Source organism: Bartonella sp. HY761, assembly GCF_026743145.1.
Classification (GTDB): domain Bacteria; phylum Pseudomonadota; class Alphaproteobacteria; order Rhizobiales; family Rhizobiaceae; genus HY038.
Map to the genome: position 1 here is coordinate 233,607 of NZ_CP104887.1, position 23,554 is coordinate 257,160.

General features: G+C 41.4%; 22 protein-coding genes and 1 riboswitch. Of the genes, 8 read left to right on the plus strand and 14 right to left on the minus strand.

Features of this window, described 5'->3' with window-relative positions; all coding sequences use genetic code 11:
- Nucleotides 1-83 precede the first annotated feature (83 nt).
- The 3 genes from N6A79_RS00850 to N6A79_RS00860 are packed head-to-tail and all read right to left on the minus strand — an operon-like array spanning nt 84 to nt 2,334.
- Nucleotides 84-902 carry an ABC transporter ATP-binding protein gene (locus N6A79_RS00850; RefSeq protein WP_326848744.1) on the minus strand — a complete coding sequence of 273 codons (819 nt, stop codon included), beginning with the start codon at nt 900-902 and terminating at the stop codon, nt 84-86.
- On the minus strand, nt 899-1,615 hold the full coding sequence (locus tag N6A79_RS00855; RefSeq protein WP_268546615.1) for an ABC transporter permease: 717 nt from the start codon (nt 1,613-1,615) through the stop codon (nt 899-901). The genes N6A79_RS00850 and N6A79_RS00855 overlap by 4 nt, the downstream gene beginning before the upstream one ends.
- Nucleotides 1,612-2,334, minus strand: coding sequence for an ABC transporter permease (locus tag N6A79_RS00860; protein ID WP_268546616.1), 723 nt, complete (start codon nt 2,332-2,334; stop codon nt 1,612-1,614). Before N6A79_RS00860 ends, N6A79_RS00855 begins: the two co-directional genes overlap by 4 nt.
- A gap of 360 nt (nt 2,335-2,694) precedes the next feature.
- Between N6A79_RS00860 and N6A79_RS00865 the strand changes: the two genes are divergently transcribed.
- The 4 genes from N6A79_RS00865 (at nt 2,695) to argE (ending at nt 6,294) form a co-directional block, all read left to right on the plus strand.
- A complete protein-coding gene (locus N6A79_RS00865) occupies nt 2,695-3,963 on the plus strand; it encodes a flavin-containing monooxygenase (RefSeq protein WP_268546617.1) in 1,269 nt (422 codons plus the stop codon).
- An 83-nt stretch (nt 3,964-4,046) separates the two neighbouring features.
- Nucleotides 4,047-4,469: a RidA family protein gene (locus N6A79_RS00870; RefSeq protein ID WP_182418468.1), complete on the plus strand. Its 423-nt coding sequence runs from the start codon at nt 4,047-4,049 to the stop codon at nt 4,467-4,469.
- Between the two features lie 9 nt (nt 4,470-4,478).
- Nucleotides 4,479-5,153: a DUF1028 domain-containing protein gene (locus N6A79_RS00875; protein ID WP_268546618.1), complete on the plus strand. Its 675-nt coding sequence runs from the start codon at nt 4,479-4,481 to the stop codon at nt 5,151-5,153.
- Nucleotides 5,146-6,294 (plus strand): acetylornithine deacetylase, encoded by a 1,149-nt coding sequence (gene argE, locus N6A79_RS00880; RefSeq protein WP_268547617.1) that lies wholly within the window; start codon nt 5,146-5,148, stop codon nt 6,292-6,294. The genes N6A79_RS00875 and argE overlap by 8 nt, the downstream gene beginning before the upstream one ends.
- A 156-nt stretch (nt 6,295-6,450) precedes the next feature.
- Here argE and N6A79_RS00885 read toward each other — a convergent pair whose 3' ends face one another.
- The 8 genes from N6A79_RS00885 to N6A79_RS00920 form a co-directional block, all read right to left on the minus strand.
- On the minus strand, nt 6,451-7,377 hold the full coding sequence (locus N6A79_RS00885; RefSeq protein WP_182418471.1) for a LysR family transcriptional regulator: 927 nt from the start codon (nt 7,375-7,377) through the stop codon (nt 6,451-6,453).
- A 207-nt stretch (nt 7,378-7,584) separates the two neighbouring features.
- A complete protein-coding gene (locus N6A79_RS00890; protein ID WP_268546619.1) occupies nt 7,585-7,797 on the minus strand; it encodes a hypothetical protein in 213 nt (70 codons plus the stop codon).
- Between the two features lie 194 nt (nt 7,798-7,991).
- The gene (ptsN, locus tag N6A79_RS00895) at nt 7,992-8,453 is read right to left on the minus strand and encodes a PTS IIA-like nitrogen regulatory protein PtsN (RefSeq protein ID WP_182419577.1); all 462 of its coding nucleotides are present in this window, start codon (nt 8,451-8,453) and stop codon (nt 7,992-7,994) included.
- A gap of 68 nt (nt 8,454-8,521) precedes the next feature.
- Complete coding sequence (gene hpf / locus N6A79_RS00900) at nt 8,522-9,109, minus strand: ribosome hibernation-promoting factor, HPF/YfiA family (RefSeq protein WP_182418473.1); 588 nt, start codon at nt 9,107-9,109, stop codon at nt 8,522-8,524.
- A gap of 151 nt (nt 9,110-9,260) precedes the next feature.
- Nucleotides 9,261-10,760: an RNA polymerase factor sigma-54 gene (gene rpoN, locus N6A79_RS00905; protein ID WP_268546620.1), complete on the minus strand. Its 1,500-nt coding sequence runs from the start codon at nt 10,758-10,760 to the stop codon at nt 9,261-9,263.
- 210 nt (nt 10,761-10,970) lie between these two features.
- Nucleotides 10,971-12,188 carry a 23S rRNA (adenine(2503)-C(2))-methyltransferase RlmN gene (gene rlmN, locus N6A79_RS00910; RefSeq protein WP_410007217.1) on the minus strand — a complete coding sequence of 406 codons (1,218 nt, stop codon included), beginning with the start codon at nt 12,186-12,188 and terminating at the stop codon, nt 10,971-10,973.
- A gap of 494 nt (nt 12,189-12,682) precedes the next feature.
- Nucleotides 12,683-13,195 carry an invasion associated locus B family protein gene (locus N6A79_RS00915; protein WP_182419578.1) on the minus strand — a complete coding sequence of 171 codons (513 nt, stop codon included), beginning with the start codon at nt 13,193-13,195 and terminating at the stop codon, nt 12,683-12,685.
- 233 nt (nt 13,196-13,428) lie between these two features.
- Nucleotides 13,429-13,818 carry a YkvA family protein gene (locus N6A79_RS00920; protein WP_268546621.1) on the minus strand — a complete coding sequence of 130 codons (390 nt, stop codon included), beginning with the start codon at nt 13,816-13,818 and terminating at the stop codon, nt 13,429-13,431.
- Nucleotides 13,819-14,600: 782 nt separating this feature from the next.
- Here N6A79_RS00920 and N6A79_RS00925 point away from each other — a divergent pair.
- Together N6A79_RS00925 and N6A79_RS00930 are read left to right on the plus strand one after the other, a co-directional pair.
- A complete protein-coding gene (locus tag N6A79_RS00925; RefSeq protein WP_268546622.1) occupies nt 14,601-15,521 on the plus strand; it encodes a sulfite exporter TauE/SafE family protein in 921 nt (306 codons plus the stop codon).
- A 3-nt stretch (nt 15,522-15,524) separates the two neighbouring features.
- On the plus strand, nt 15,525-16,349 hold the full coding sequence (locus N6A79_RS00930; protein ID WP_268546623.1) for a TIGR02186 family protein: 825 nt from the start codon (nt 15,525-15,527) through the stop codon (nt 16,347-16,349).
- Between the two features lie 72 nt (nt 16,350-16,421).
- Here N6A79_RS00930 and mutS read toward each other — a convergent pair whose 3' ends face one another.
- Together mutS and N6A79_RS00940 are read right to left on the minus strand one after the other, a co-directional pair.
- Nucleotides 16,422-19,085, minus strand: a complete 2,664-nt coding sequence (gene mutS, locus N6A79_RS00935) for a DNA mismatch repair protein MutS (RefSeq protein ID WP_268547618.1) — start codon at nt 19,083-19,085, stop codon at nt 16,422-16,424.
- A 280-nt stretch (nt 19,086-19,365) separates the two neighbouring features.
- Entirely contained in the window at nt 19,366-19,806 is a 441-nt protein-coding gene (locus N6A79_RS00940) for an RT0821/Lpp0805 family surface protein (RefSeq protein WP_268546624.1), read from the minus strand.
- Between the two features lie 143 nt (nt 19,807-19,949).
- Between N6A79_RS00940 and pdxH the strand changes: the two genes are divergently transcribed.
- On the plus strand, nt 19,950-20,573 hold the full coding sequence (pdxH, locus tag N6A79_RS00945; RefSeq protein ID WP_262079480.1) for a pyridoxamine 5'-phosphate oxidase: 624 nt from the start codon (nt 19,950-19,952) through the stop codon (nt 20,571-20,573).
- A gap of 115 nt (nt 20,574-20,688) precedes the next feature.
- Nucleotides 20,689-20,806: riboswitch (TPP riboswitch) on the plus strand.
- Nucleotides 20,807-20,905: 99 nt separating this feature from the next.
- Complete coding sequence (gene thiC / locus N6A79_RS00950; protein ID WP_268546625.1) at nt 20,906-22,714, plus strand: phosphomethylpyrimidine synthase ThiC; 1,809 nt, start codon at nt 20,906-20,908, stop codon at nt 22,712-22,714.
- 58 nt (nt 22,715-22,772) lie between these two features.
- On the opposite strand, the gene N6A79_RS00955 is transcribed toward thiC, so the two are convergent.
- On the minus strand, nt 22,773-23,309 hold the full coding sequence (locus N6A79_RS00955) for an invasion associated locus B family protein (RefSeq protein ID WP_182418480.1): 537 nt from the start codon (nt 23,307-23,309) through the stop codon (nt 22,773-22,775).
- Nucleotides 23,310-23,554: the final 245 nt, after the last annotated feature.

Genomic DNA, 23,554 nt, shown 5'->3' on the forward strand with positions numbered 1-23,554 from the left:
GTAAAAGCTCAATTAGCTTTTAGATTGAAAAATGCGATAAAACAAAGAATTTAGAGCGCCTCACTGCTTGAAGTGAAAGTGATTTAGTCATGGTTACGCTGATGCTCATGGTTGATAAATTGGCGAAAACGTTCCGATTTCGAATTTTTGAAAACGTCTGCTGGATGTCCGTCTTCCTCGATATGACCTTTTTCTAAAAATAAAACACGATTTGAAACATCACGGGCAAAACCCATTTCGTGGGTAACCACCAACATGGTACGGCCTTCTTCGGCAAGGCTACGCATCACGCGCAAAACTTCACCAACAAGTTCGGGGTCAAGGGCGGATGTTGGCTCATCAAACAACATGACTTTGGGGCGCATAGCAAGTGCACGGGCAATAGCTGCGCGCTGTTGTTGCCCACCCGATAAGTGCGAAGGGTAATTATTGCGCTTGTCGGCAATGCCAACTTTTTCAAGCAGGGCTTCTGCTTCGGCTATACAGTCCTTGCGATCACGCTTTTGAACATAAATTGGTGCCTCAATCACATTTTCTAAAATAGTGCGGTGGCTCCATAGGTTGAAACTTTGAAATACCATGCCAAGCTCAGAGCGAATATGCTCGACCTGTTTACGGCTTGCAGGCCCATAATTTTTCTTGCCCGGATGCTTCATTTTAATTGGTTCACCAGCAACAATTATTTCACCGGCAGAAGGGGTTTCAAGAAAATTAATGCAGCGCAACAGCGTTGATTTGCCTGAACCTGATGAGCCTAAAATAGAAATGACATCGCCTTCCATCGCTTTAAATGAAATGCCTTTTAATACCTCATGATTGCCAAATGTTTTGCGAAGTTCACGCACTTCCAATGCCGGCATTATATTGGCGTCATTTGTATTCATATTATCGGCAATGGTCATGAATTTAATACTTTCAATTCTATTTCGACCGGTGGTCGTTGATGAGCATTTAGACGGTATTCGATCATTGCGACACACCGTGTTAGAATAAAGTTTATTGCAAGATATATTGCGCCAGCAATGATGAAAACATCAACCGCGCGATAAGTTTCTGCAATGATTTTACCTGCAATACCAGTAATTTCAAGCAAGGTAATTGCAGATGCTAGTGAGGTTGTTTTGACCATGAGAATAATTTCATTGCCATAAGCAGGAAGTGCCTGCCTTATTGCTAAGGGTAAAACCACCCGTCTAAAGCAGGCAAATCGTGACATGCCACAGGCAAAAGCTGCTTCAACTTGGTTTTCTGATACAGAGCGTAGACCTCCGCGAATAATTTCAGAACCGTAAGCTGCATGGTTGAGCATAAGAGCTATAATTGCGCACCAATAAGGTTCACGTAAAATTGGCCATAAAAACGAATATCGGATTGTGGGAAATTGACTTAATCCATAATAAATAATGAAAATTTGAACAAGAAAAGGTGTCCCGCGGAAAATGAAAATATAAAACCGTGCGGTCCAGTCAAGAAACCATAGGCCTGATAGACGCATACCTGCTAGCAATAAAGCAAAAAACATGCCTAAAAATACCGACCATGCCGCAAGTTGCAAGGTGAGTGGTGCGCCCGATAGGATTTGAAAAAAAGAATCGATGTAAAAATTATCGCTCATCGTGAACGCCTCATGCCACGGGAAAAAATGCGTTCAGATATTTGTAATGCACTGCCCGAAACTGTCGAAATTAAAAGATAAATGGCAGCAGCTATTATATAAAACTGGAAGTGTAAGCCCGTATTGCCCGCACCAAATTTAGCTTGTTGCATCAAATCGATAATACCAACAATAGAGACCAAGGCTGATTCCTTAAGGGCAACCTGCCAAACATTGCCAAAACCTGGTAGCGCATAGCGAAAAGCCAAAGGGGCAATAATTCGGCGAAATTTAATCCAAATGCTCATTCCACTTGCGGTTGCGGCTTCAATTTCACCTGATGGAATTGCTTTATACGCGCCTCGAAAGACTTCAGTATGAAGTGCGCCTGAACAAATGGCAATAGCAAGGACGCCGGCTAAAAATCCCGGAAAACCTATAAAACCCTCTGATCCAAAATAACGCCCAATAGCGGTGACAGCACTGCTGCCGCCAAAATAAAATAGGTAGATCACTAGAAGATCGGGGATACCACGAATAACGGTTGTATAGGTTTCGGCGATGATACGCAAAATGCGACCACCTGACAATTTTGCCCAAGCTGCCAAAATTCCGATCACTGCACCAAGAAAAAAACCACAAATGGCAAGAGCAATAGTTAACAAAGCACCCAATAATAGCACTTTGCCCCAGCCTTCAGGGCCAAAGCCGATAATATTTATAAAACTGGCAGCGTCCATATACTAATCCGAAATTTGACAACAATATGAAATTTTAGTTACGCACTTTGTCATTAACAAATGAAAAAAGCAAATTTGTTCCTCATATTTCGCCCTGTTATGACAGGTTTTTCAACAAATCATCATATTTAGAATGTGTTTCACTTAATCAATGCAGACCCTTGCAGTTGTAGCGGGGTCTGATGGCGTATAGCTTGGCGGAAAAATGAACATGCTATTTGTTTCATCAGCAATGAGAACCAGTGAAAAACTAATTTCTAACCTCAGTATTTTCTAGCTTCGTCCTAGGTTTATTATATTTTACCTTTTGAATGCAAATTTATAACCTCTCTAGTTATAGCAATAATAGGAGAGGAACACATGACTGAACAAAAGCGGGTTATTGATACGCTTGTCATTGGTGGAGGACAGGCAGGAATTGCAGCAAGTGAACATTTAAGCAATAATCATATTGAGCATATCGTACTTGAAAAAAATCGCATTGCCGAAGCTTGGCGCACCGGACGTTGGGATTCATTGGTTGCCAATGGTCCTGCTTGGCATGATAGTTTTCCTAATATGGAATTTAAGGGTGGCGATCCCGATGCTTTTATCCCCAAGGATGATATCGCCCAATATATGGAAGATTATGCCAGCCAAATTAACGCACCAATTGAAACAGGTGTTGAAGTCACCTGTGTCACGCCCAATGAGGGACGCTATGGTTATACTGTAGAGACTACCAATGGCGTTATTGAAGCGAAAAATATTGTTATCGCAACCGGGCCTTTTCAAAAGCCAATTATTCCAGCTATTGCCCCACTTGGCTCTGATCTTTATCAAATTCACTCTGCCGACTATTATAATCCGCAACAATTACCTGAAGGTGCGGTATTGGTGGTTGGCGCTGGCTCGTCTGGTGTGCAAATTGCCGATGAATTGCAAAGAGCGGAAAAAAAAGTATATCTTTCAATTGGCGCCCATGATCGCCCACCGCGTTCCTATCGTAACCGTGATTTTTGCTGGTGGCTTGGCGTTTTAGGGCTTTGGGATGCCCCTGCTAATGCGCCGGGTAAAGAACATGTAACCATTGCAGTAAGTGGCGCGCGCGGCGGTCATACGGTAGATTTTCGTAATCTTGCCCATCAAGGGATTACTTTGGTTGGCTTAACGAAATCCTTTGCTGATGGTGAAGTGTTTTTTGCGGATAATCTTAATGAAAATATCCGCCTTGGTGATGAAAACTATTTGGCTTTGCTTGATGCTGCCGATGCTTATATCAAAGCCAATGGTCTTGATTTACCTGAAGAGCCGCAAGCAAGGCAATTTTTGCCCAATCCCCCAGAGATGGATAAACCTATCTTATCGCTAAATCTTAAAGAGGCAGGTATTACCTCAATTATCTGGGCAACGGGCTATGGAATTGATTATAGTTGGGTAGAGATTGACGAATTTCAAGGACAACAACGCCCCAAACATCAACGTGGTGTTTCTAATTATGAAGGCATTTATTTCCTTGGCCTACCATGGTTATCGCGGCGCGGATCATCTTTTATCTGGGGTGTTTGGCATGACGCCAAATTTGTTGCCGATCATATTGCTAACCGAAAAAAATATACGCAATATAGGGATAAGAGCCAACGAGCTTAATGCCTTTAACCATAGCAATAAAGCATTTTTGCAAAAATAAAAAAATCTTTAAATGTTATTTTCCAATTTGTTAGGAGCATTAAATGCCAACTCACACCCGTATTCGTATGTTTAATACTAAGGAAACTTACCCAAATCAAAACTTGGATAATGATTTATGTCAAGCAGTTCGTGCCGGCAATACTGTTTATGTGCGTGGGCAAGTTGGGACTGATTTTGATGGCAATCTTATAGGCTTGGGTGATCCACGCGCTCAAGCCGAGCAAGCAATGAAAAATATCAAACAATTGCTAGAAGAAGCAGGCAGTGATTTATCGCATATTGTTAAAACAACAACCTATATTATTGATCCTCGTTATCGGGAGCCTGTTTATCAAGAAGTTGGTAAATGGCTTAAAGGTGTGTTTCCCATTTCAACGGGTCTTGTTGTTTCTGGTCTTGCGCAACCCCAATGGTTGGTGGAAATTGACGTAATTGCCGTTATTCCTGATGAAAGTGCTAGTTAAGGAGCGATCATGACTTTTTCAATTACAGCACGCTGCGCACAAACGGGTCAGCTTGGCATTGCTTTGAGCTCTTCAAGCATTGCAGTTGGCGCACGCTGTCCTTGGCTTCAAGCAAAAATTGGCGCGGTTTCCAGCCAAAATATCACTCTGCCTTCTTTGGGACTGCGCGGTCTTGTCTTTTTAAAAAATGGCGATAGCGTTGATGTGGCTTTGCAAAAAGCTTTAGCAGAAGATCCTTTTGCTGATTATCGTCAAATTGCAATGATCAATGCTGAAGGGCAAACCGCATCCTTTAGCGGTAAGCAAACCTTGGGTATTTATCATGTGGTTAGCGGCGATAATTGTATTGGTGCTGGCAATATGTTGGCAAATACTGCGGTTATTGATGCCATGGTGCAAGCATTTGAAAACAGTGATGGTTTACTGGCTGGACGTTTGATAAAGGCTTTGCAAGCGGCTATAAATGCAGGGGGAGAGGCTGGTCCTGTGCATTCTGCAGCCGTTAAAGTTGTTGGTGACCAAGCTTGGCCGATGGTGGATTTAAGAGTGGATTGGCATGATGATGCGCCAATTAGCGTGCTTCAAAAACTTTGGCTAGATTATGCACCTCAAATGGATGCCTATATGGTTCGTGCGCTTGATCCAAGGCAAGCACCAAGTTATGGAGTTCCGGGTGATGAATGAAAATGTTAAGGCGATATTGGCGCAGCTTGTTGCTTTTGATACAACCAGCTATAAATCCAATCTTGATCTTATTCATTACATCAAGGAATTATTACAATCTTATGGCTTAGAGCCAAAGCTTATTCATGATGCGAGTGGCAAAAAGGCTAATCTTTATGCCTGTTTACCGGCACAAACAAAAGGCGGTATCATATTGTCGGGGCATACCGATGTCGTGCCAGTCGATGGGCAAACATGGACATTTGCGCCGTTTGAATTGACAGAGCAGGATGGCCGCTATTATGGGCGCGGCACCACCGACATGAAAGGTTTTATTGCCTGTGTGTTAGCGTCATTACCATTGTTTTTAAGCGCAGATCTGAAAATGCCCCTGCATCTTGCTTTTTCATATGATGAAGAAGTTGGGTGTCTTGGTGTTGGTCATCTTATTGATCAGTTAAAGTTAATGGATGATAAGCCAGATTTTTGTATCATCGGTGAACCAACTCAAATGCAAGCGATTTATGGGCATAAGGGTAAAGTTGCTATGCGTTGCCAAATCCATGGACATGCTTGCCATTCTGCTTATGCGCCACAAGGGGTGAATGCGATTGAATATGCTGCTAAAATGATGAATAAAATCATTTCGGTTGCTGATGGCTTAAAAGCAACGCAAGACAAAAATTTTGATCCACCTTTTAGTACGATGCAGGTGGGGGTAATCCGTGGTGGCAGCGCACTTAATATTGTACCGCAATTATGTGAATTTGATTTTGAAATTCGTCATTTGCCAAATAGTAAGCCAGATATTGCATTAACTGAAATTGCAAATTACGCATCGGATATTTTATTGCCAGAAATGCAGGCAGTCCATCAGGCAACACATATTGAATTTAGTCAATTAAGCCGCTATCCCGGGCTTTTAACCGATGTAAAATTGCCTTTTGCACAAAACTTGGCAAAATGGAGTGACAGCAAGGATTTTTCAACTGTGGCATTTGGAACAGAGGGTGGATTATTTCAAGATGCTGGCATTATCACATTGGTTTGCGGACCCGGTAATATGGAGCAGGGGCATAAGCCAGATGAATTTATTGCTATTGAACAATTAGAAAAATGTCAAACCATGCTTACCAAATTGCATCAATGGCTGAAAGCTTAGGTTTTTATGCTCGTATTTTTCCCAATAATCTAGCAATCAAACATTTATGCCTTGCTGCTATGATTATGGAAGTGGGTGATATAAAACAAACTTTTTAGCAGCTTGGCTTTTTCCAGTAAGGTGGCATTGCGTTAAATTAAAATTTTAGGATTGAAGTTAATAAGGCGCATCCATTCCGGGGATAACCTCATTAGAAATCATTTTATAACAATGATCATAAAATAATTGTACGAGCCGTGTTTTTTTTGTGCCAGCCAACGCAATAAGACCGATATTCATTGGTTTTAAGCCTTTTTCAAGTGGAATATGAATGAGTTTGCGTCCGTCCATGGAAATATGAGAGCGTGGACGCACATTGGCAAGAGTATAACCATAACCATTGGCAGCCGTTGTTCGTAATACGTCTTGGTGGGGAGAGCGCATGGCAATATTGGGGTTAAGACCTTGATTAAAGAACAATGATAAAAAATATTCAGTACTTACGGGTAAATCGAGCAGTAATAATGGCTCGCGTACTAGGTCAGACAATTGTAAAGATTTTGCAGTTGCTAATGGGTGGGTTTCACCCATTACGACATAAGGCGGTAATTCTGCCAGTTCAATAAATTCAAAGCCGTCAGGAATTAAAAGGTCATAACTGAGTGCTACGTCAATTTCGCCATTTTGTAGCTTCTGGAGAAGACCATGATGATCGCTAACAACATTATTTATAATGACTTCATCATATTGCGATGTAAAACTATAGGTAAGTTCGGTCATTACCATTGAGGCAAGGGTTACCATACAACCTAGTGTGAGTTGTCCGCGTGCGCCATTGGCTGTTTCAGAGGCAACAACATAAAGACTTTCTGCCTGCTCTAGCAATAATTTTGCCTGTATTAATAGGGTTTTGCCGGCTGGAGTCAGCGCTAGGCCTTGGGCATGGCGGCGAATAAAAAGCTGAACTTTTAATTCTTCTTCTAAATTGGCAATAGCGGCAGAAATAGAAGGCTGCGATATATGAACCCGCTCTGCTGCAAGGGTGATGCTTCCAGTTTCTGCAGTTGCAATAAAATATTGAATTTGACGTAATGTATAACGCATTATCCCCCCAATAAGTTGTTATTTTGCATTTTTCATGCAATGACATCGCTTGATAAATATCAGCGCCCGCAATTAAAAATGTTAAGCCGCCATTACGATTATGTCGAGTCCTTAAAAGTAAATGATTTTTGATTATGGATATTCTACTGGCTTTTGCGCAGCTTTATCACTTAGGTCGCTTGGTCTTTGGCTATAATATCAGTGGTATTATTTTTTCTTTATACGCAATGCATTATAAGCTTGGCAATTTTCGCAAACCATATGGCGCTCTATATCATTTGAATTAAAATTGCTTTCTACATCCCAAACTTTTAAATTTTGCTTTTGACATTTGGGGCATAAAACCATCGCATCTTTGTTTTGACTAATAACTATCCCTGCTTGTATCCATAGATTAGATATATGCCTTTCAAGCATCATAACTCACCTTATAAAATAAGCCTTTTTTTAGTATTATTAAGCCGCGTTGATAGAGTTATATGAAACCCTATTGTTATGTATATTTCATAGTAGTGTGGGTTTTTCATTATGGTCTAATTTTTATAAATTTGTATTGATATTTAGACAATAAAAAGCCCGCATAAAGCGGGCTTTTCTATAAGTTTTTTAAAACACTATGCGGCTGTCACAGCGTGATCAGTTAAAAGCGAATAAAGGGCTTGCGAATCGTGGCTATTGCGCAATTTATTGACCATGTCGCAATCGCGTAATAGGCGTGCAATCCGTGATAGTGCTTTCAAGTGATCCGCACCAGAACCTTCTGGAGCAAGAAGAAGAAAAACGAGATCAACAGGTTGATCGTCAAGCGCTTCAAAATCGACCGGATTTTGCAATCGAGCAAAAACACCGACAATTTTATCAATGTCTGGCAATTTACCATGGGGAATAGCAATACCATTACCCACAGCTGTTGAACCAAGTTTTTCACGTTGCAAAATTGTGTCGAATATATCGCGCTCCGGTAAACCGGTTAATTCTGCAGCTCTTTCGGCCATAATCTGTAAAAGCTGTTTCTTAGAACTCGCTTTTAACGCCGGAATAATAGCTTCCGGCGCTATCAGATCACTTAAACCCATCATATTTGCTTCCCTTCAGTCAGCATAGCTACTGGTTAAAGTATAATTTGCACCATATAGGGCTAAATTTAATTACTTCCAGTATGTTTTACATTTGATGGATCAATCCAACCAATATTGCCATCGGCACGGCGATAAACAATATTAACTTTTTCACTTCCCGCATTGCGGAAAACAAGGACCGGATTATCCATCAAATCAAGTTCAATAACGGCATCTGCAACCGATAATAGGCGCAGCGCCATGGATGTTTCAGCAACAATTGTTGGTGCATAATCTTCTGGAAAATCGTCCTCTTCATCAGGGACAGGTTCCATAACCCGATAAGCAACATCAGCAAAAGCCTGACTGGTAGACTCGTTTTTATGGGACTTGATGCGGCGCTTATAACGGCGTAGGCGCTTTTCAATGCGTTCAGCAGCGGCGTCAAATGCGCCTTGCGGATCCATTGCGTCACCGGTGGTTTGCAATACCGCACCAGTGCTTAAATGTAATACGCAATCGGCAGAATATTTTGCCCCTGACTTTGTTACAGTTATATGCCCTGTAGTGCCATCAGCAAAATATTTAGAGATTGCATCATTGATGCGCTCTTCAATTCGGGTGCGGAAAGCATCACCGATATCCATATGCTGTCCTGAGATGCGTAGCGACATTGTGAACCTCGTTTATTATTTGTTACAAGACCAATGTAGCCCTAACCGATGAATAGCGCAAATACTATCCGCATCTTCCACAAACAACTTGATTTGAGCACCAGTTTTGCGGGGTTCTAGTCACAAATTATACAAATGTCAATCGTCGAATTTAGGCTTTTGTGGACAAAATTCGTGCTTTTTTCTCACGCCGACGTGCAACAGAAGATGGAATATTCATTGCTTCGCGGTATTTGGCAACGGTTCGCCGTGCAATATCCATGCCCTCTTTTTTTAGCAAATCAACCAAATTATCATCGGATAATATAGCATTGGCCGGTTCGTCTTGGATTAATTGCCTGATGCGGTGGCGCACAGATTCTGATGAATACGCTTCACTACCATCTGCGGCGGCAATCGCCGTGGTGAAGAAAAAGCGCAAATCAAGCGTGCCGCGTGGTGTTGCAACATATTTATTGGTGGTAACTCGGCTGATGGTTGATTCATGAATACCAATTTTTTCAGCTAAAGCAGTCATGCTTAATGGCTTTAAATGACTAATGCCGTGGCGCAAGAAGCCCTGTTGTTGGCGCACGATCTCGCTTACCACTAGCAAAAGCGTATTCGCACGCTGGTCTAATGCTTTTAACAACCAATTGGCGCTTTGTAATGCATTGCTTAAGAATTCTTGATCGGTTTTGTCACGGCAAACAATATTGCTGTAATTTTCATTGATTAAAATTTTGGGTAATAGATGTGGGTTAAGTTCAACTCGAAAATCATCGCCAATATGCGTAATAAAGACATCCGGCACTATGATATCAGTGGGGCTTGAGCTAAAGGCAAGCCCCGGTTTTGGATCAAGCGCGCGAATTTCTCCAAGCATGTCGATTAAGTCTTCTTCATCAACCCCGCAAATCCGCTTTAATTTAACAAAATCTCGTTTGGCAAGATCTTCTAAATGGGTAAGAAGCTTTGCCATTGCTGGATCATAGCGATTTTTGTCTTTAAGTTGTAAGGTAAGACAGCCGGCTAAATCCTTCGCAAAAATACCAATAGGATCAAATCCTTGCAGGCGATTTAAGATATTTTCTATTCTCGCAATTGATTGATTAAGCCGCAAAGCGGTTTCTTCTAGATCTCCAATGAAATAACCTGATTCGTCAATCTGATCGGCAAGATCACGGGCAATAAAGCGATCAACCGAATCATGAAAACTATAAAGAATTTGTTCATCAATATGGGCGCGAAGGCTAATCGGTGCGCTGATAAATTGTGCAAAATCGTCAATATTACTGTTTGCACTATCTTTTAAGCGAAAATCTGCCCTTATATCGGGCTGTTTTGGATCTTCGATTCTGGGAGCGCTATCATAGATATTATCGTTAATAACTGCACTATCGGTGGCGATATGTTCACTTTGACTAAAGGCTGATTTTTGCAATTCCTCAGTGGTGAGGCTTGGTGTTTCATCACTATTTGGGCGAGTATCTTTAATATCATTATCGTTTTTATTGACAAGATCAAGCAATGGGTTGCGTTCAATTTCCTCGTTAATAAAACGTTCAAGCTCAATACCGGTCATTGCCAATAATTTAATTGACTGCACCAATTGCGATGTCATCACTAGCTGTTGGGAGTGCCGCAAATGTAATTCTGCTGATAAAGCCATTTACCTCCTCCCTTCGCTGCAAAATATTGACCAGTTTTTAATAATCCAAGTCTTTTAAAACCTAAAAAGGTCTTTTCATAAAGCTTTTTTTATTCTTTTCTTGATTTGTTGTTTATTTTTTGGCTTTCCCAAGGTCTTTTGCCATTATTATAAATAAAAAAGCCCCGAACTTTATTCAGGGCTTTCATAATTGCAATTTAAAAACAGCTTTTATGCATTGGCTGCAGCAAGCTTCTCGCGGTCTGCTTTGCGCATGCGTTCAGATGCTGATTTTAATTGACCGCAGGCAGCAAGAATATCACGGCCACGAGGCGTGCGGATAGGTGATGCATAACCGGCACGATTAACAATATCGGCAAAAAGTTCGATCTGTTCCCAATCTGAACATTGATAATTGGTGCCAGGCCATGGATTGAATGGAATAAGATTAATCTTTGCTGGGATGCCTTGCAATAATTTAACCAAGCGCTTTGCATCCTCAACGCCGTCATTAACATCTTTGAGCATCACATATTCAAAGGTAATACGCCGTGCATTGGAAAGGCCGGGATAATTACGACAGGCTTCCATTAATTGCTCTAGTGGATATTTTTTATTGATTGGCACAAGCAAGTCACGCAAGTCATCGCGCACTGCATGGAGCGATATGGCAAGCATTACACCTATTTCATCACCGGTGCGATAAATTTCTGGCACAACACCCGACGTTGATAGGGTTATACGGCGTTTAGATAGAGAAATTCCTTCGCCATCGGATGCAATCAGTAAAGCTTTTTTGACGCTTTCAAAATTATAAAGCGGCTCACCCATACCCATCATGACGATGTTGGAAATTTTACGCCCTTCTTCAGGTACAATCGCGCCATCAGGCGTATCCTTATCTGGAAAATCACCAAGTTTGTCACGGGCAACCAATAATTGCGCCAAAATTTCTTCCGAGGTTAAATTACGCACCATACGCTGTGTGCCAGTGTGACAAAATGAGCAAGTAAGGGTGCAGCCAACTTGACTTGAAATACAAAGCGTACCGCGCCCTTCTTCAGGTATATAAACGGTTTCAATCTCGACTGGCCGCCCCGCACCGCGCGGGGGAAAACGCAACAACCACTTGCGTGTACCATCGCTTGAAATTTGCTCGGTTACAATTTCTGGGCGTGCAATTGTAAAGTTTTGTGCAAGCTTTTGCCGCAATTCTTTAGAAATATTAAACATATCATCAAAAGACGAAACACCACGTACATAAAGCCAATGCCATAATTGCCCAACGCGCATACGTGTTTGACGTGCAGGAACACCGATTTTTTCAAGCGCCTCGGCCATTTCTTCGCGGCTCATGCCAATAAGGGCTGGCAGGGCTTCACTCATGCCAACAAGTGGGGGTGCTTTGTGACATGCACCAACAGGGGCTAAATCATAAGAAATGCTCATTAATAGGCTCGATTATCTAAAGGCTTTATGGTTGGTTTCATTATGGCACTTATTCATTGCACAAAGACGTAAGGAGTTTTCAATTTTTAAATTGAAATGTTTAATCCATATTATCCAGATAGGCCACCCTTGTGATTGCTCATTTTAAGCATCATTAGTCAAGTTAAGGCAAATAAGTGCAAATATCTCTATTCCGTAGATGAAAATCTATATCTCATTAAAGGAGGCTTATATCATAAAAATTCTAAAAGGTCACGTTTTTTATAATAGTGATAAATGAGCCAGTTTTATTAACATGCAATATGGAACTTATAGCTAAGATGTTGGCCATCTATTTTGTAAATTGCAAGATGTCTTAAAGTGAAAAACCCATGTGAAGGCACATGGGTTTATGAGTTTAATAGGCTTATAAATTCAAAATAAAACCATTAAATCAAAAGAATAGCTAATGTTTAATGTTTTATACTGTTTAGTGAGCCATCAATTAAAGCAAATTATTTGCAGTTTTTCATGGAGTTTAATGCAGCGGTAATGCCTTTAAGCGAGTAAGTATACGTCGTATTGGTACCGCGTGCTGATACCGCCTTCACTACCATAGTCGTACCCGAACGCAATGCTGCGATTAATTTTGTTTCGTTTTGCGGTGATTCAATCCAAGCCGATTTTTCTTTGGTGAAAAGTGTGAAGCTACCTTTACCATCAATCGTCACCGTTACATTGGCGCGCAAATTGTAACCGGCCATGAATTGCGGTTCAAAACTTGTAGATCCATCAGGACGCTTGGAAATAAGAAAGAAATTATCGCCATGATTGACACTTGATGGCTCTTGTTTCGTAGGTGCCGACAAGACATAGCAAACGGTACCCGTTCCAGCTTTATAGGAATAAGCGCCCCAGTAATCAAACTGATTTAACCGTGTTGGGCTCTGTGCCATGGCGGCAGTTGCCAAACCAATGGTCAATCCAATGGTCATGATTGACGCTGCAACAAAAGTTTTTCCAAACATCATTATACCAGCTCACTTTTTTGTTTCATTTTTGTTTATCTTTAGTCTTTTGGTTTTAGTGCATTAACAGCTACATCATAAATTTCCAAAATGACTATTACTCAAATAATTTTTGTCTTTTAATTGTTTAAGCCCAAATTAGCAAATAGCAATTTAATGGCAAATTCTATAAAACAAATCAATAATGGCTTAAATAGGGTTACTAAAAAGTGAATAAGTGTATATTTTTCTGCTTAATATGCACTTTTTTTCACGTTTTTTGCTTCCAATGCCTCATCAGCTAGGTCAAAATGCTGCTCATTGATATAAGGTTTAATAGTTGCAAGGGCCGCAGCTAATACGGTTATATCATCGCTAAAGCCAATAATTGCCAAAAAATCAGGGATGATATCAATAGGCATAACAAAATAAGCAAGCGCTGCAAACAGCGTTGCTTTGACATGTTTTGGAGTGGCTGGATCAAAAGCACAATAATATGCAGCAATGAGTTCACGGGTAAATGGAATATATTGTGCTGCTTTTTTGAACGTAGACCAAAATAGTCTCTTAACACGTGTGGCTCGGGTTTGTTGTTGGCGTTCACTACCTGCAGCTAAAATTTTACCCAATTGTTTTTTATCCAATACAATCGTCCTATAATTAAAAAGTTCAAGCAACCATTTTAAAATTGGTTTACGCTTATTTATGCGAATATTATCGTTTAAATAGGGATTAAATGCGGCGTTTTCTAATTAACTGCTAAAAAATTAACCATTTCTAATTTTATTGATTATATTGATAATGCGTGCTTTTGATCTATTATAGATTTCAAATGAGACATTATTGATGATATTTTGATATATTTTGTGGTCTCAACCGCTATATTCAACAAAATATATTGATTAATTTAGTTAGGGTCAGGACCCATTAATTTGAACGAAATGGTATGAGAAAATTTTTGTGAGAACCCAAAGATTAAAGGTGAGAAGAACCGCCGAGAAATATAAATATTTTCAAGGGGCTTCGACAAAGTTATCGCGAAAATTTATCATATCCTGAAAGGACACAAAAACAGCTGTAATCTACTGCGTCGTAAAGCTCAAATGGGTATACCACCCACTTTTCGCTTTCCTCCTTGTATATTTTTGCTGTTTATTGTGCCAGTTCATTTAAATTAATCGGTTCTGACCCTAGTTTAGAAGATTATTATCCTGGCCGCATAAAAGCGCCTAAACCATTGTTCTATTATAGAACAAAAGTTTTATAAAATGGACAGTTAGCGCTTTTTCATTACCCATCTATCATATGCTTATGGGGTATGGGTTTGAAAATATAAGCTTCATTCAATCTGGCTAACAGGTTCGCCCTATAGTTATATTGAAATATAAGACAGATGAACGTTAAAAGCCTGCTTCGGATTTAAGAGATGAGTATTTATCTGCCCATTGCTGAAATGTCTTTAAATATGCTGGTGTTAATTGGCATGGGAGCAATTGTCGGTTTTTTATCTGGTCTTTTTGGCGTTGGCGGTGGCTTTTTGATTACGCCACTGTTAATTTTTTATAATATTCCGCCAGCAATTGCCGTTGGTACAGGTGCCAATCAAGTTATTGCTTCATCGGTTACTGGCGCATTGTCGCATTTTAAACGCCGTACTCTTGATATAAAGATGGGTACATTTTTAGTTGTCGGTGGTTTGGTTGGCTCGGCAATCGGTATTGAGCTGTTTTCACTCTTGCGACGTATTGGCCAACTTGACCTTATTATCTCATTGCTCTACGTGGTTTTACTTGGTGGCATTGGCATATTAATGACCATTGAAAGCGTGCGCTCAATGCGCCGTGCGCGTGGTGGCATGTCGCCAACAGTCAGCCGCCCTGGACATCAAGGTTGGATTCACCGCCTGCCATTTAAAATGCGTTTTAAAGCGTCAAAAATCTATGTTAGTGTGATTCCCGTTTTAGGTATTGGTTTTGTTATTGGTATTTTGTCATCCGTGATGGGTGTTGGCGGTGGCTTTATTATGGTGCCAGCTTTAATTTACCTTTTGCGAGTACCAACCAATGTCGTTGTTGGAACATCGCTTTTTCAAATCACTTTTGTCACCGCCTTTACCACTGTTTTGCAATCAATTACCAACCAATCGGTTGACGTGATTTTAGCATTTTTGCTAATGCTTGGCGGTGTTGTCGGTGCACAATATGGCACCAAGGCTGGTCGCAAGTTAAAGGCCGAGCAGTTACGTCTTTTATTGGCTTTATTGGTATTGATTATGGCGCTTTGGCTAGCATTCCAGCTATTTATTCGCCCAAGCGAGCTCTTTAGCTTAACCATTGTGACGGGGTAGGTGATGAAAAATCGGTTTCCCTATCTTTTAAACAAAATAGCTGTTTGTGTTTTAGCAACGATGGTAGTTGCTGCCAATGCTCAAGCGCAGGATGCTACATCAACAGCGCCAGTTGCGACCCAAATACCTGAGCAGGTGCAAATTATTGTCACTACTGATACCATCACTATTGGCACAAACTTTACCGGTACTGATCTTTATATTGCTGGCGTTGTGCAGCATGCCGACCCCTTGGTTGCGCGCCAAAATCGCTATAATATTATTGTGACCCTTGAAGGCCCCTCACGTGAAATGACCATGCGCCAAAAAAAACGCCGCCTAGGCGTTTGGGTTAATGCCGATGCACTCACCTTTAAGGCTGTACCACTTTATTATAATCTTGGTGCAACAAGTGAGCTGCGGGATATTACCGCGCCGCAAACCTATCGTGATCTTGGTTTGTCTATTGATTATATGCCCTTGCAGTCAGATAGTTTAGACCAGGAAAAAGTTCACCAATTTCGTGAACAGCTCATTGCTTTGAAGAAAAAACAACATCTTTATACCGAAAATCCGGGAACAGTTATGCTTGATCCGTCTTCATTGTTTAAAGCGCGTTTTGAATTGCCTGCTAATTTGCCGGTTGGTAATTATCAAATCAAAGCGTATTTATTCCGCGATGGCGCCTATGTTAGCCATGCTGAAACCCGTATGGATATTATGAAAGCGCATTTTGCCTATTCTATCTATCATTTGGCTCATGCCCATGCTTGGCTATATGGCTTATTGGCGGTTTTTATAGCAATTTTTACCGGTTTTGCAGGACGTTTCATCTTGCGCAAGGATTAAAAAGGCGATTAGCATAAGCGTTGGTTTTAGAAAAAGCGGTAAGGATCACATAATCCTTACCGCTTTTGAAACTCAATGACGATCAGCTTGTTGTTTTTTCCATAGGGCCTTTAATTGATATAATTCGTCTAAAGCTTCACGGGGCGATAAATTATCAGGGTTAAGGCTTTTAAACGCTTCGTCAAAAGCAGAATCAATGCTTGATTTTTCTTCATGCTTTAAAGCTACCGAAAACAGCGGTAAATCATCAATAAGCTTATTGGCTTTGCCAGAAATTTCGCCATCTTCCAACTGCTTTAAAACATCACGCGCGCGGTTTACTACCTGTTTAGGTAGGCCGGCAAGCTTGGCAACTTGTACCCCGTAAGAGCGGTCGGCCGCACCTTCACCCACTTCATGCAAGAAAATAACATCGCCTTTCCATTCGCGCACTTTCATCGTGTGGTTGCGCAAACGTGGCAGTTTTTCGGTTAAAGCGGTCATTTCGTGAAAATGGGTGGCAAATAGCGCACGGCAATGATTAACTTCATGCAAATATTCAACACTTGCCCAAGCAATAGAAAGACCATCAAAGGTTGAAGTACCTCGGCCAATTTCATCAAGTATGACCAAAGCGCGTTCACCTGCTTGATTTAAAATAGCAGCTGTTTCGACCATTTCCACCATAAAGGTTGAGCGGCCACGGGCAAGATCATCAGACGCGCCAACACGGCTAAATAAGCGATCAACAGTACCAATATGGGCAGAGCCTGCCGGCACAAAAGAACCCATTTGCGCCATAATCGCAATAAGAGCATTTTGCCGCAAAAAGGTAGACTTACCACCCATATTGGGGCCAGTGAGCAACCAGATTTCACCAAATTGCGCATTTTTATTCGGAGATAGATTGCAATCATTGGCAACAAAGGGATCACTTGCTTGTTTGCGCAAAGCTTGCTCAACAACGGGATGGCGGCCAGCAACAATATTAAAAGCAAGACTGTCATCAATTTGTGGGCGGCAATAGCCTTGTTCATCAGCCAAAATAGCAAGGCTGCTGGTAACATCAAATAAGCTTAAGGCATTGGCACCATTGCGTAAAAGGTCGGCTACTGCAATAACTTCATTTTCGAGTTGACTAAAAATATCAAGTTCTATGGTCAAAGCTTTATCGGCTGCATTGGCAATGCGGCTTTCAAGGTCTGCAAGTTCAGTTGTGGTAAAGCGCATGGCATTGGCCATGGTTTGGCGGTGAATAAAGCGGGCTTTAGCGTCAGCCCCTTCGGTCATTGCGCCAGATTGGTTGACGGTTACCTCGATAAAATAACCCAAAATATTATTGTGCTTGATTTTTAAGGTCTTAATGCCTGTTTCATCCATATAACGCGCTTGTAAGGCTGCAATAACTCGGCGCGACTCATCACGTAATGCGCGCATTTCATCAAGCTCTTGATGGTAGCTTGTGCGTACAAAACCACCATCGCGTTTTAACAAGGGCAGTTCATCGGCTAGGGCGCGTTCTAAATGGGCGTAAAGTGGAAGGGGTAAGGTTTTTAAGGCTTCTAAAGCTTGCGCCAATTCAATAGGTAATAAAGTATTTTCTAGTATTTCCGTTAGCGAAAAGGCGGCGGACATTGCATTTAAAATTGCGGCAAAATCGCGTGGACCGCCGCGCTCAACCCCAAGGCGTGATACAGCGCGCGGCATATCAGCTATGCCTTTTAAAATTGCTCTTATGCCATCACAAATTTGCGCATTACCAAGGAAAAAAGCCACTGCATCTAATCTTTGATTTATGACATTGGGATTGGTAAGAGGGGTCATTAAACGTTCAGCTAACAACCTTGCTCCGCCATTGGTTACCGTGCGGTCAATGGCTTTTAATAAGCTGCCATTGCGATCGCCCGATAAAGTACGGCTTAATTCAAGGTTTAGACGCGTTGCTGGGTCAATAAAAAGGCTGCAGCCTTCAAACTCACGCTCCGGCCGCATCAAGGGTGGACGTTCGCTAATTTGGGTTTTTTCAATATAAGCAATTGCACCGCAAATAGCAATTAATTCGGGCTTAGTAAAATTGGCAAAACCGCTTAAGGTTGCCACTTTAAAATAATTGCAAATTCGAGCTTCGGCAGTTGCACTATCAAATAGGCTTTGTGGTTGTGTTGTAACACTGCGCCCTAAAATATCAAAAACGGGCCGTAAGGATTGGTCGTGGAATAGCTCATCACTGACCAAAATTTCCCTAGGGTCAATGCGCATAATATCGCCCAAAAGTCGTTCAAGACTGCTTTCAATGACTTTGAAAACACCGGTTGAAATGTCAATCCATGCCAAAGCAAAGCCGTTGTCGCCTTGTCCTTTAACCCGTCCCAAAGCCATAAGATAATTGGCCGATGATGGATCAAGCAATTTTTCTTCGGTGAGTGTTCCTGGTGTTACAAGACGAACAACGTCGCGCTTCACCACCGATTTTGCACCCCGCTTTTTAGCTTCTGCAGGGTTTTCAATCTGCTCGCATACGGCAACGCGGTAGCCTGCAGTAATCAAGCGTTGCAAATAATCATCTGCGGTATGAACAGGCACACCACACATGGGAATGTCTTCACCAAGATGCTTACCGCGTTTTGTGAGCGTTATGCCAAGCGCACGCGAAGCATCAACTGCATCATCAAAAAACAATTCGTAAAAATCACCCATACGATAAAACAACATGTAATCGCTATGGGCCGCCTTGATTTCGATATATTGTTCCATCATTGGCGTTGGGCGATCAACTACAGGCGTTACGGGCTTATTGTCAGTGGCGCTTGGTTGCAAGGCTTGTGTTCCAGTCGTTCTTAAGCGATGATTTAAAAATAGGCAATTATCATCATGTCACCATAGACGATGGCACTTTGACAAAAAGCATATTGCGTCAATGATCAAAAATTGCAACGCTTACTACGCATTATTACACATGATAATGCGCCATTCCTTCAATGCAAACTTTCACTTAAAACTCAACTAAAATTTCAAGCTGAATTTATTTTTGATGGAATTAAAGCGCTTTTATTTGTGATACATTCCATGAAGTATCATTTTGCTGGCAGGCTTTGCCTTGATAAATCATAATGCCGTTAAAGGATTCGCGCGTAGTTTTAAATGAGCGACATTGGCTGCCATTTTCAACAAAACTGTTAAGGATAGACATGGTTCCGCGGCTACCTGTTGCGTCATTTTTCCAGTTAACGATTGAGGAATCAGGCTGCGCTGCTATTTGTTCACGCATGACTTTTTCGTCGCCGCCTAAATCAACCTTGGGTAAATTTACGCTATTCCCACCAATTGATCCGGTAATAATGCTGTTATCAGGCATGATTTGCGGTGTTTTGGGTTGCACAATAACGCAAGCTTGCAGGCACGACCCTAGCACTAATAGGCTAGAACCAAGCATTATGGGGCGAAAATAACAAGAAAATGCGTTTTTAAATTTAATCATCAAAAGCTTTCCGGTACTTTATAAACAAAGGTTTTGATGTAACCAATGCTTGAACTCTTTACGCAATACTAATAGGCTCATATCAAGCCGGACGACTTGAGCTTAACTTCTATCTCAGAATTTCACAAGCGCTAGGATATATTATGACAAATGATACATTAACAGAAGATGACTTTACCAAGGAGGAATCTCCTTTTGATCTTTTTACAAAATGGTTAGATGACGCAAGCGCTAGCGAAATAAATGACCCCAATGCGATGGCTTTAGCCACAGTGGATAGCCAAGGCCTACCCGATGTGCGTATGGTTTTGCTGAAAGGTTTTGATGATGATGGCTTTGTTTTTTACACCAATTTTGAAAGTCAAAAAGGTGTGGAAATCTTAAATAGCATGAAGGCGGCATTGTGTTTTCATTGGAAAACCTTAAAGCGGCAGGTGCGTGTTCGCGGTATTGTGGAAATCGTTAGTGATGAAGAAGCCGATGCCTATTATAATAGCCGAGCACGCGGAAGTCGTATTGGTGCTTGGGCATCTAAACAATCACGACCGCTTGAAAGCCGATTTGCACTTGAAAAGGCAGTCGCTGAATATGGCTTGCGCTATGCTGTTGGTTCCATTCCGCGCCCGCCTTATTGGTCTGGCTTTCGCATTCGTCCAACTTATATTGAATTTTGGCACGATAGGCCATTTCGCCTTCACGACCGTTTGGTCTTTAAACGAGATAATATTGATGATGAAAACTGGCAAACCGTGCGGCTTTATCCGTAATTATCTTTAAATTATTGTTTAACTTAAAAAAGGTCATTATTCATTTAATGGCCTTTTGCTTATTTTAGAATGATTTTATTCCTCATTGACAATTCATTATATTTAGCTAATGATCGGCTTGTACCTGGGGTGTCTCGACAAGAGGCTGAGATATTGCTGGCTTTAAAGCAGCGCAATGACCCGTTGAACCTGATCCAGCTCATACTGGTGGAGGGATGGTCTGATGTCTGCTGCTTCTCGTCTTTATCATTAGACTTATCGCAAATAGGCATTTTTCTCCTTTACCTTTGGCGAGAGGGATTTTCCTTTAAATAAAGCAAGGAGAATTCACCATGTCAGAAAATTGTTTTAAAGTAACAACTGGCGCACTTCCTTCTTCTAAAAAAAACTATAAATCAGGCACTATTTATCCGCAAATAAAGGTGCCTATTCGCTATATAAAATTGCATCCTTCTAGTAATGAACCAGATTTGCCAGTCTATGATTCGTCTGGCGCTTATAGCGATGAAAATGTGGATATTACGATTGATAAGGGGCTTGCGCCTATTCGTGAATCTTGGATATTGGCGCGCGGCGATGTTGAGACCTATGAAGGGCGAACCGTCAAGGCTGCAGACAATGGTTTTGTATCGGAGGCAAAAAAAACACCAGAATTTTTGCAATGTCGCCAACCACTTCGCGCCAAAAATAATGCAGCCGTCACGCAAATGGCTTATGCACGCGCTGGTATTATAACGCCAGAAATGGAATTTGTTGCGATACGAGAAAATTTGGGGCGTGAAAATTTAGAGCATGAAATACGCACCATTGGTGAAAGCTTTGGTGCAGCTATTCCACCATTTGTAACGCCCGAATTTGTCCGCAATGAAATTGCGCTTGGTCGAGCAATTATTCCGAATAATATCAATCACCCTGAAAGTGAACCAATGATTATTGGTCGTAATTTCAGTGTGAAAATTAACGCTAATATTGGTAATTCAGCCGTGACGTCTTCAATGGAGGAAGAAGTCGAAAAAATGGTATGGGCCATTCGCTGGGGGGCGGATACAGTGATGGATCTTTCAACAGGGCGCAACATTCATAATATTCGTGAATGGATTATTCGTAATTCCCCAGTCCCTATTGGCACTGTGCCAATTTATCAAGCCTTAGAAAAAGTTAATGGCATTGCCGAAGATCTAAACTGGGAAATTTTTCGTGACACTTTGATTGAGCAAGCTGAGCAGGGGGTTGACTATTTTACCATTCATGCTGGCGTGCGTCTTTCCTATATTCCATTAACCGTTGATCGTGTTACTGGTATTGTCTCGCGCGGCGGCTCGATCATGGCGAAATGGTGCTTATATCACCATAAGGAAAGTTTCCTTTACGAGCATTTTGATGAAATATGCGATATAGCCCGTGCTTACGACATTGCCTTTTCACTGGGGGATGGTTTGCGTCCAGGTTCGATTGCTGATGCCAATGATGCGGCGCAATTTGCCGAACTTGAAACCTTGGGAGAGCTTACAAAAATTGCTTGGGCAAAAGATTGTCAAGTGATGATTGAAGGGCCAGGTCATGTGCCCATGCATAAGATTAAGGATAATATGGATAAGCAGTTAGCCTATTGTGGTGAAGCACCTTTTTATACTTTGGGGCCGCTTACTACCGATATTGCTCCGGGCTACGACCATATAACATCGGCAATAGGTGCGGCGCAAATTGCTTGGTATGGCACTGCTATGCTGTGTTATGTTACACCAAAAGAGCATCTTGGCTTGCCAGATCGACAAGACGTTAAAACCGGAGTTATCACTTATAAGATTGCAGCTCATGCCGCCGATCTTGCCAAAGGATTACCAGCTGCTCAATTGCGCGATGACGCGTTGTCGCGTGCACGGTTTGAATTTCGCTGGGAGGACCAGTTTAATTTATCATTGGATCCTGAAACTGCCCGTTCTTTTCATGATCAGACCTTGCCGAAAGAAGCTCATAAGCTTGCGCATTTTTGTTCAATGTGTGGTCCCAAATTTTGCTCTATGAAAATTTCGCACGAAATTAAAGACGAAATGGAAAAGGAAAAGCAAAAAAAAGAAGGTATGGCAACAATGGCACAAAAATATAAGCAAAATGGTGATCTTTATATGGACGTTTCGTAAATAATAAAAGCACCTGTGTTTTCACACAGGTGCTTTAAAATTTAAAGACATTAAAAGCTTATTGCTGTAAGGCAACGGCGCGGTCAAGACCTGCGCTAAAGCCTTTTAGTGAAACGGTGAGCGTTACATCTTGGCCACCATCAAAAGCCTTGCCAACGAGAATGAGGTTTTGTCCACTTTTTAGACCAGAAACCAATTGGTTGGTAAGTGGAAGATTTGCAACGCAACCACCTGGATAGCAAGTATTGAAAGCTGTGGTCGCTGGTGCGCCATTATCAATGCGATAGGTCATGCCTTCAGCTAAGCGAAGACCAAAAGGCAAAACAAGGTTGATTTTGCTGTCGGTTGCACTTGGAATAACCTCAATAGCCATGACGCGCTGACCATTATTTTGCATTTGCTGTTGTGATACACTACAGATTTTTTTGGAATTTTGCACACCGCAAGATACAGTCCAATCTTGGAATGTTTCTTGTACGGTACTTGCACCGCCGGAGAAACTAACTGAATTTGCGGCAGGAGCAGCATCTTGTGCAGAAGCGACCCCAAGTCCAGCGATGCTCAATACAGCTGCGATCAACAGTTTTTTCATCATATTTCTTCCTGTTTCATAGTCATAGATTGTGGCTTTATATTTAAATCTAAAGCTTGTTTTCTCATAATTTCTAATTTTCTTAAATAAAAATTCTAATACAAATAGAATTAAATTTTGAAATTTTATATTATGACGTTCTGTCGAAACCAATTAATCATTTCTTTGCTCATTAAAATACTGCAACACAAGCTGTGTAAGTTACTGAGCTTAGGTGACCTTCTATTTCAATATAAGAGTTAGAGCAA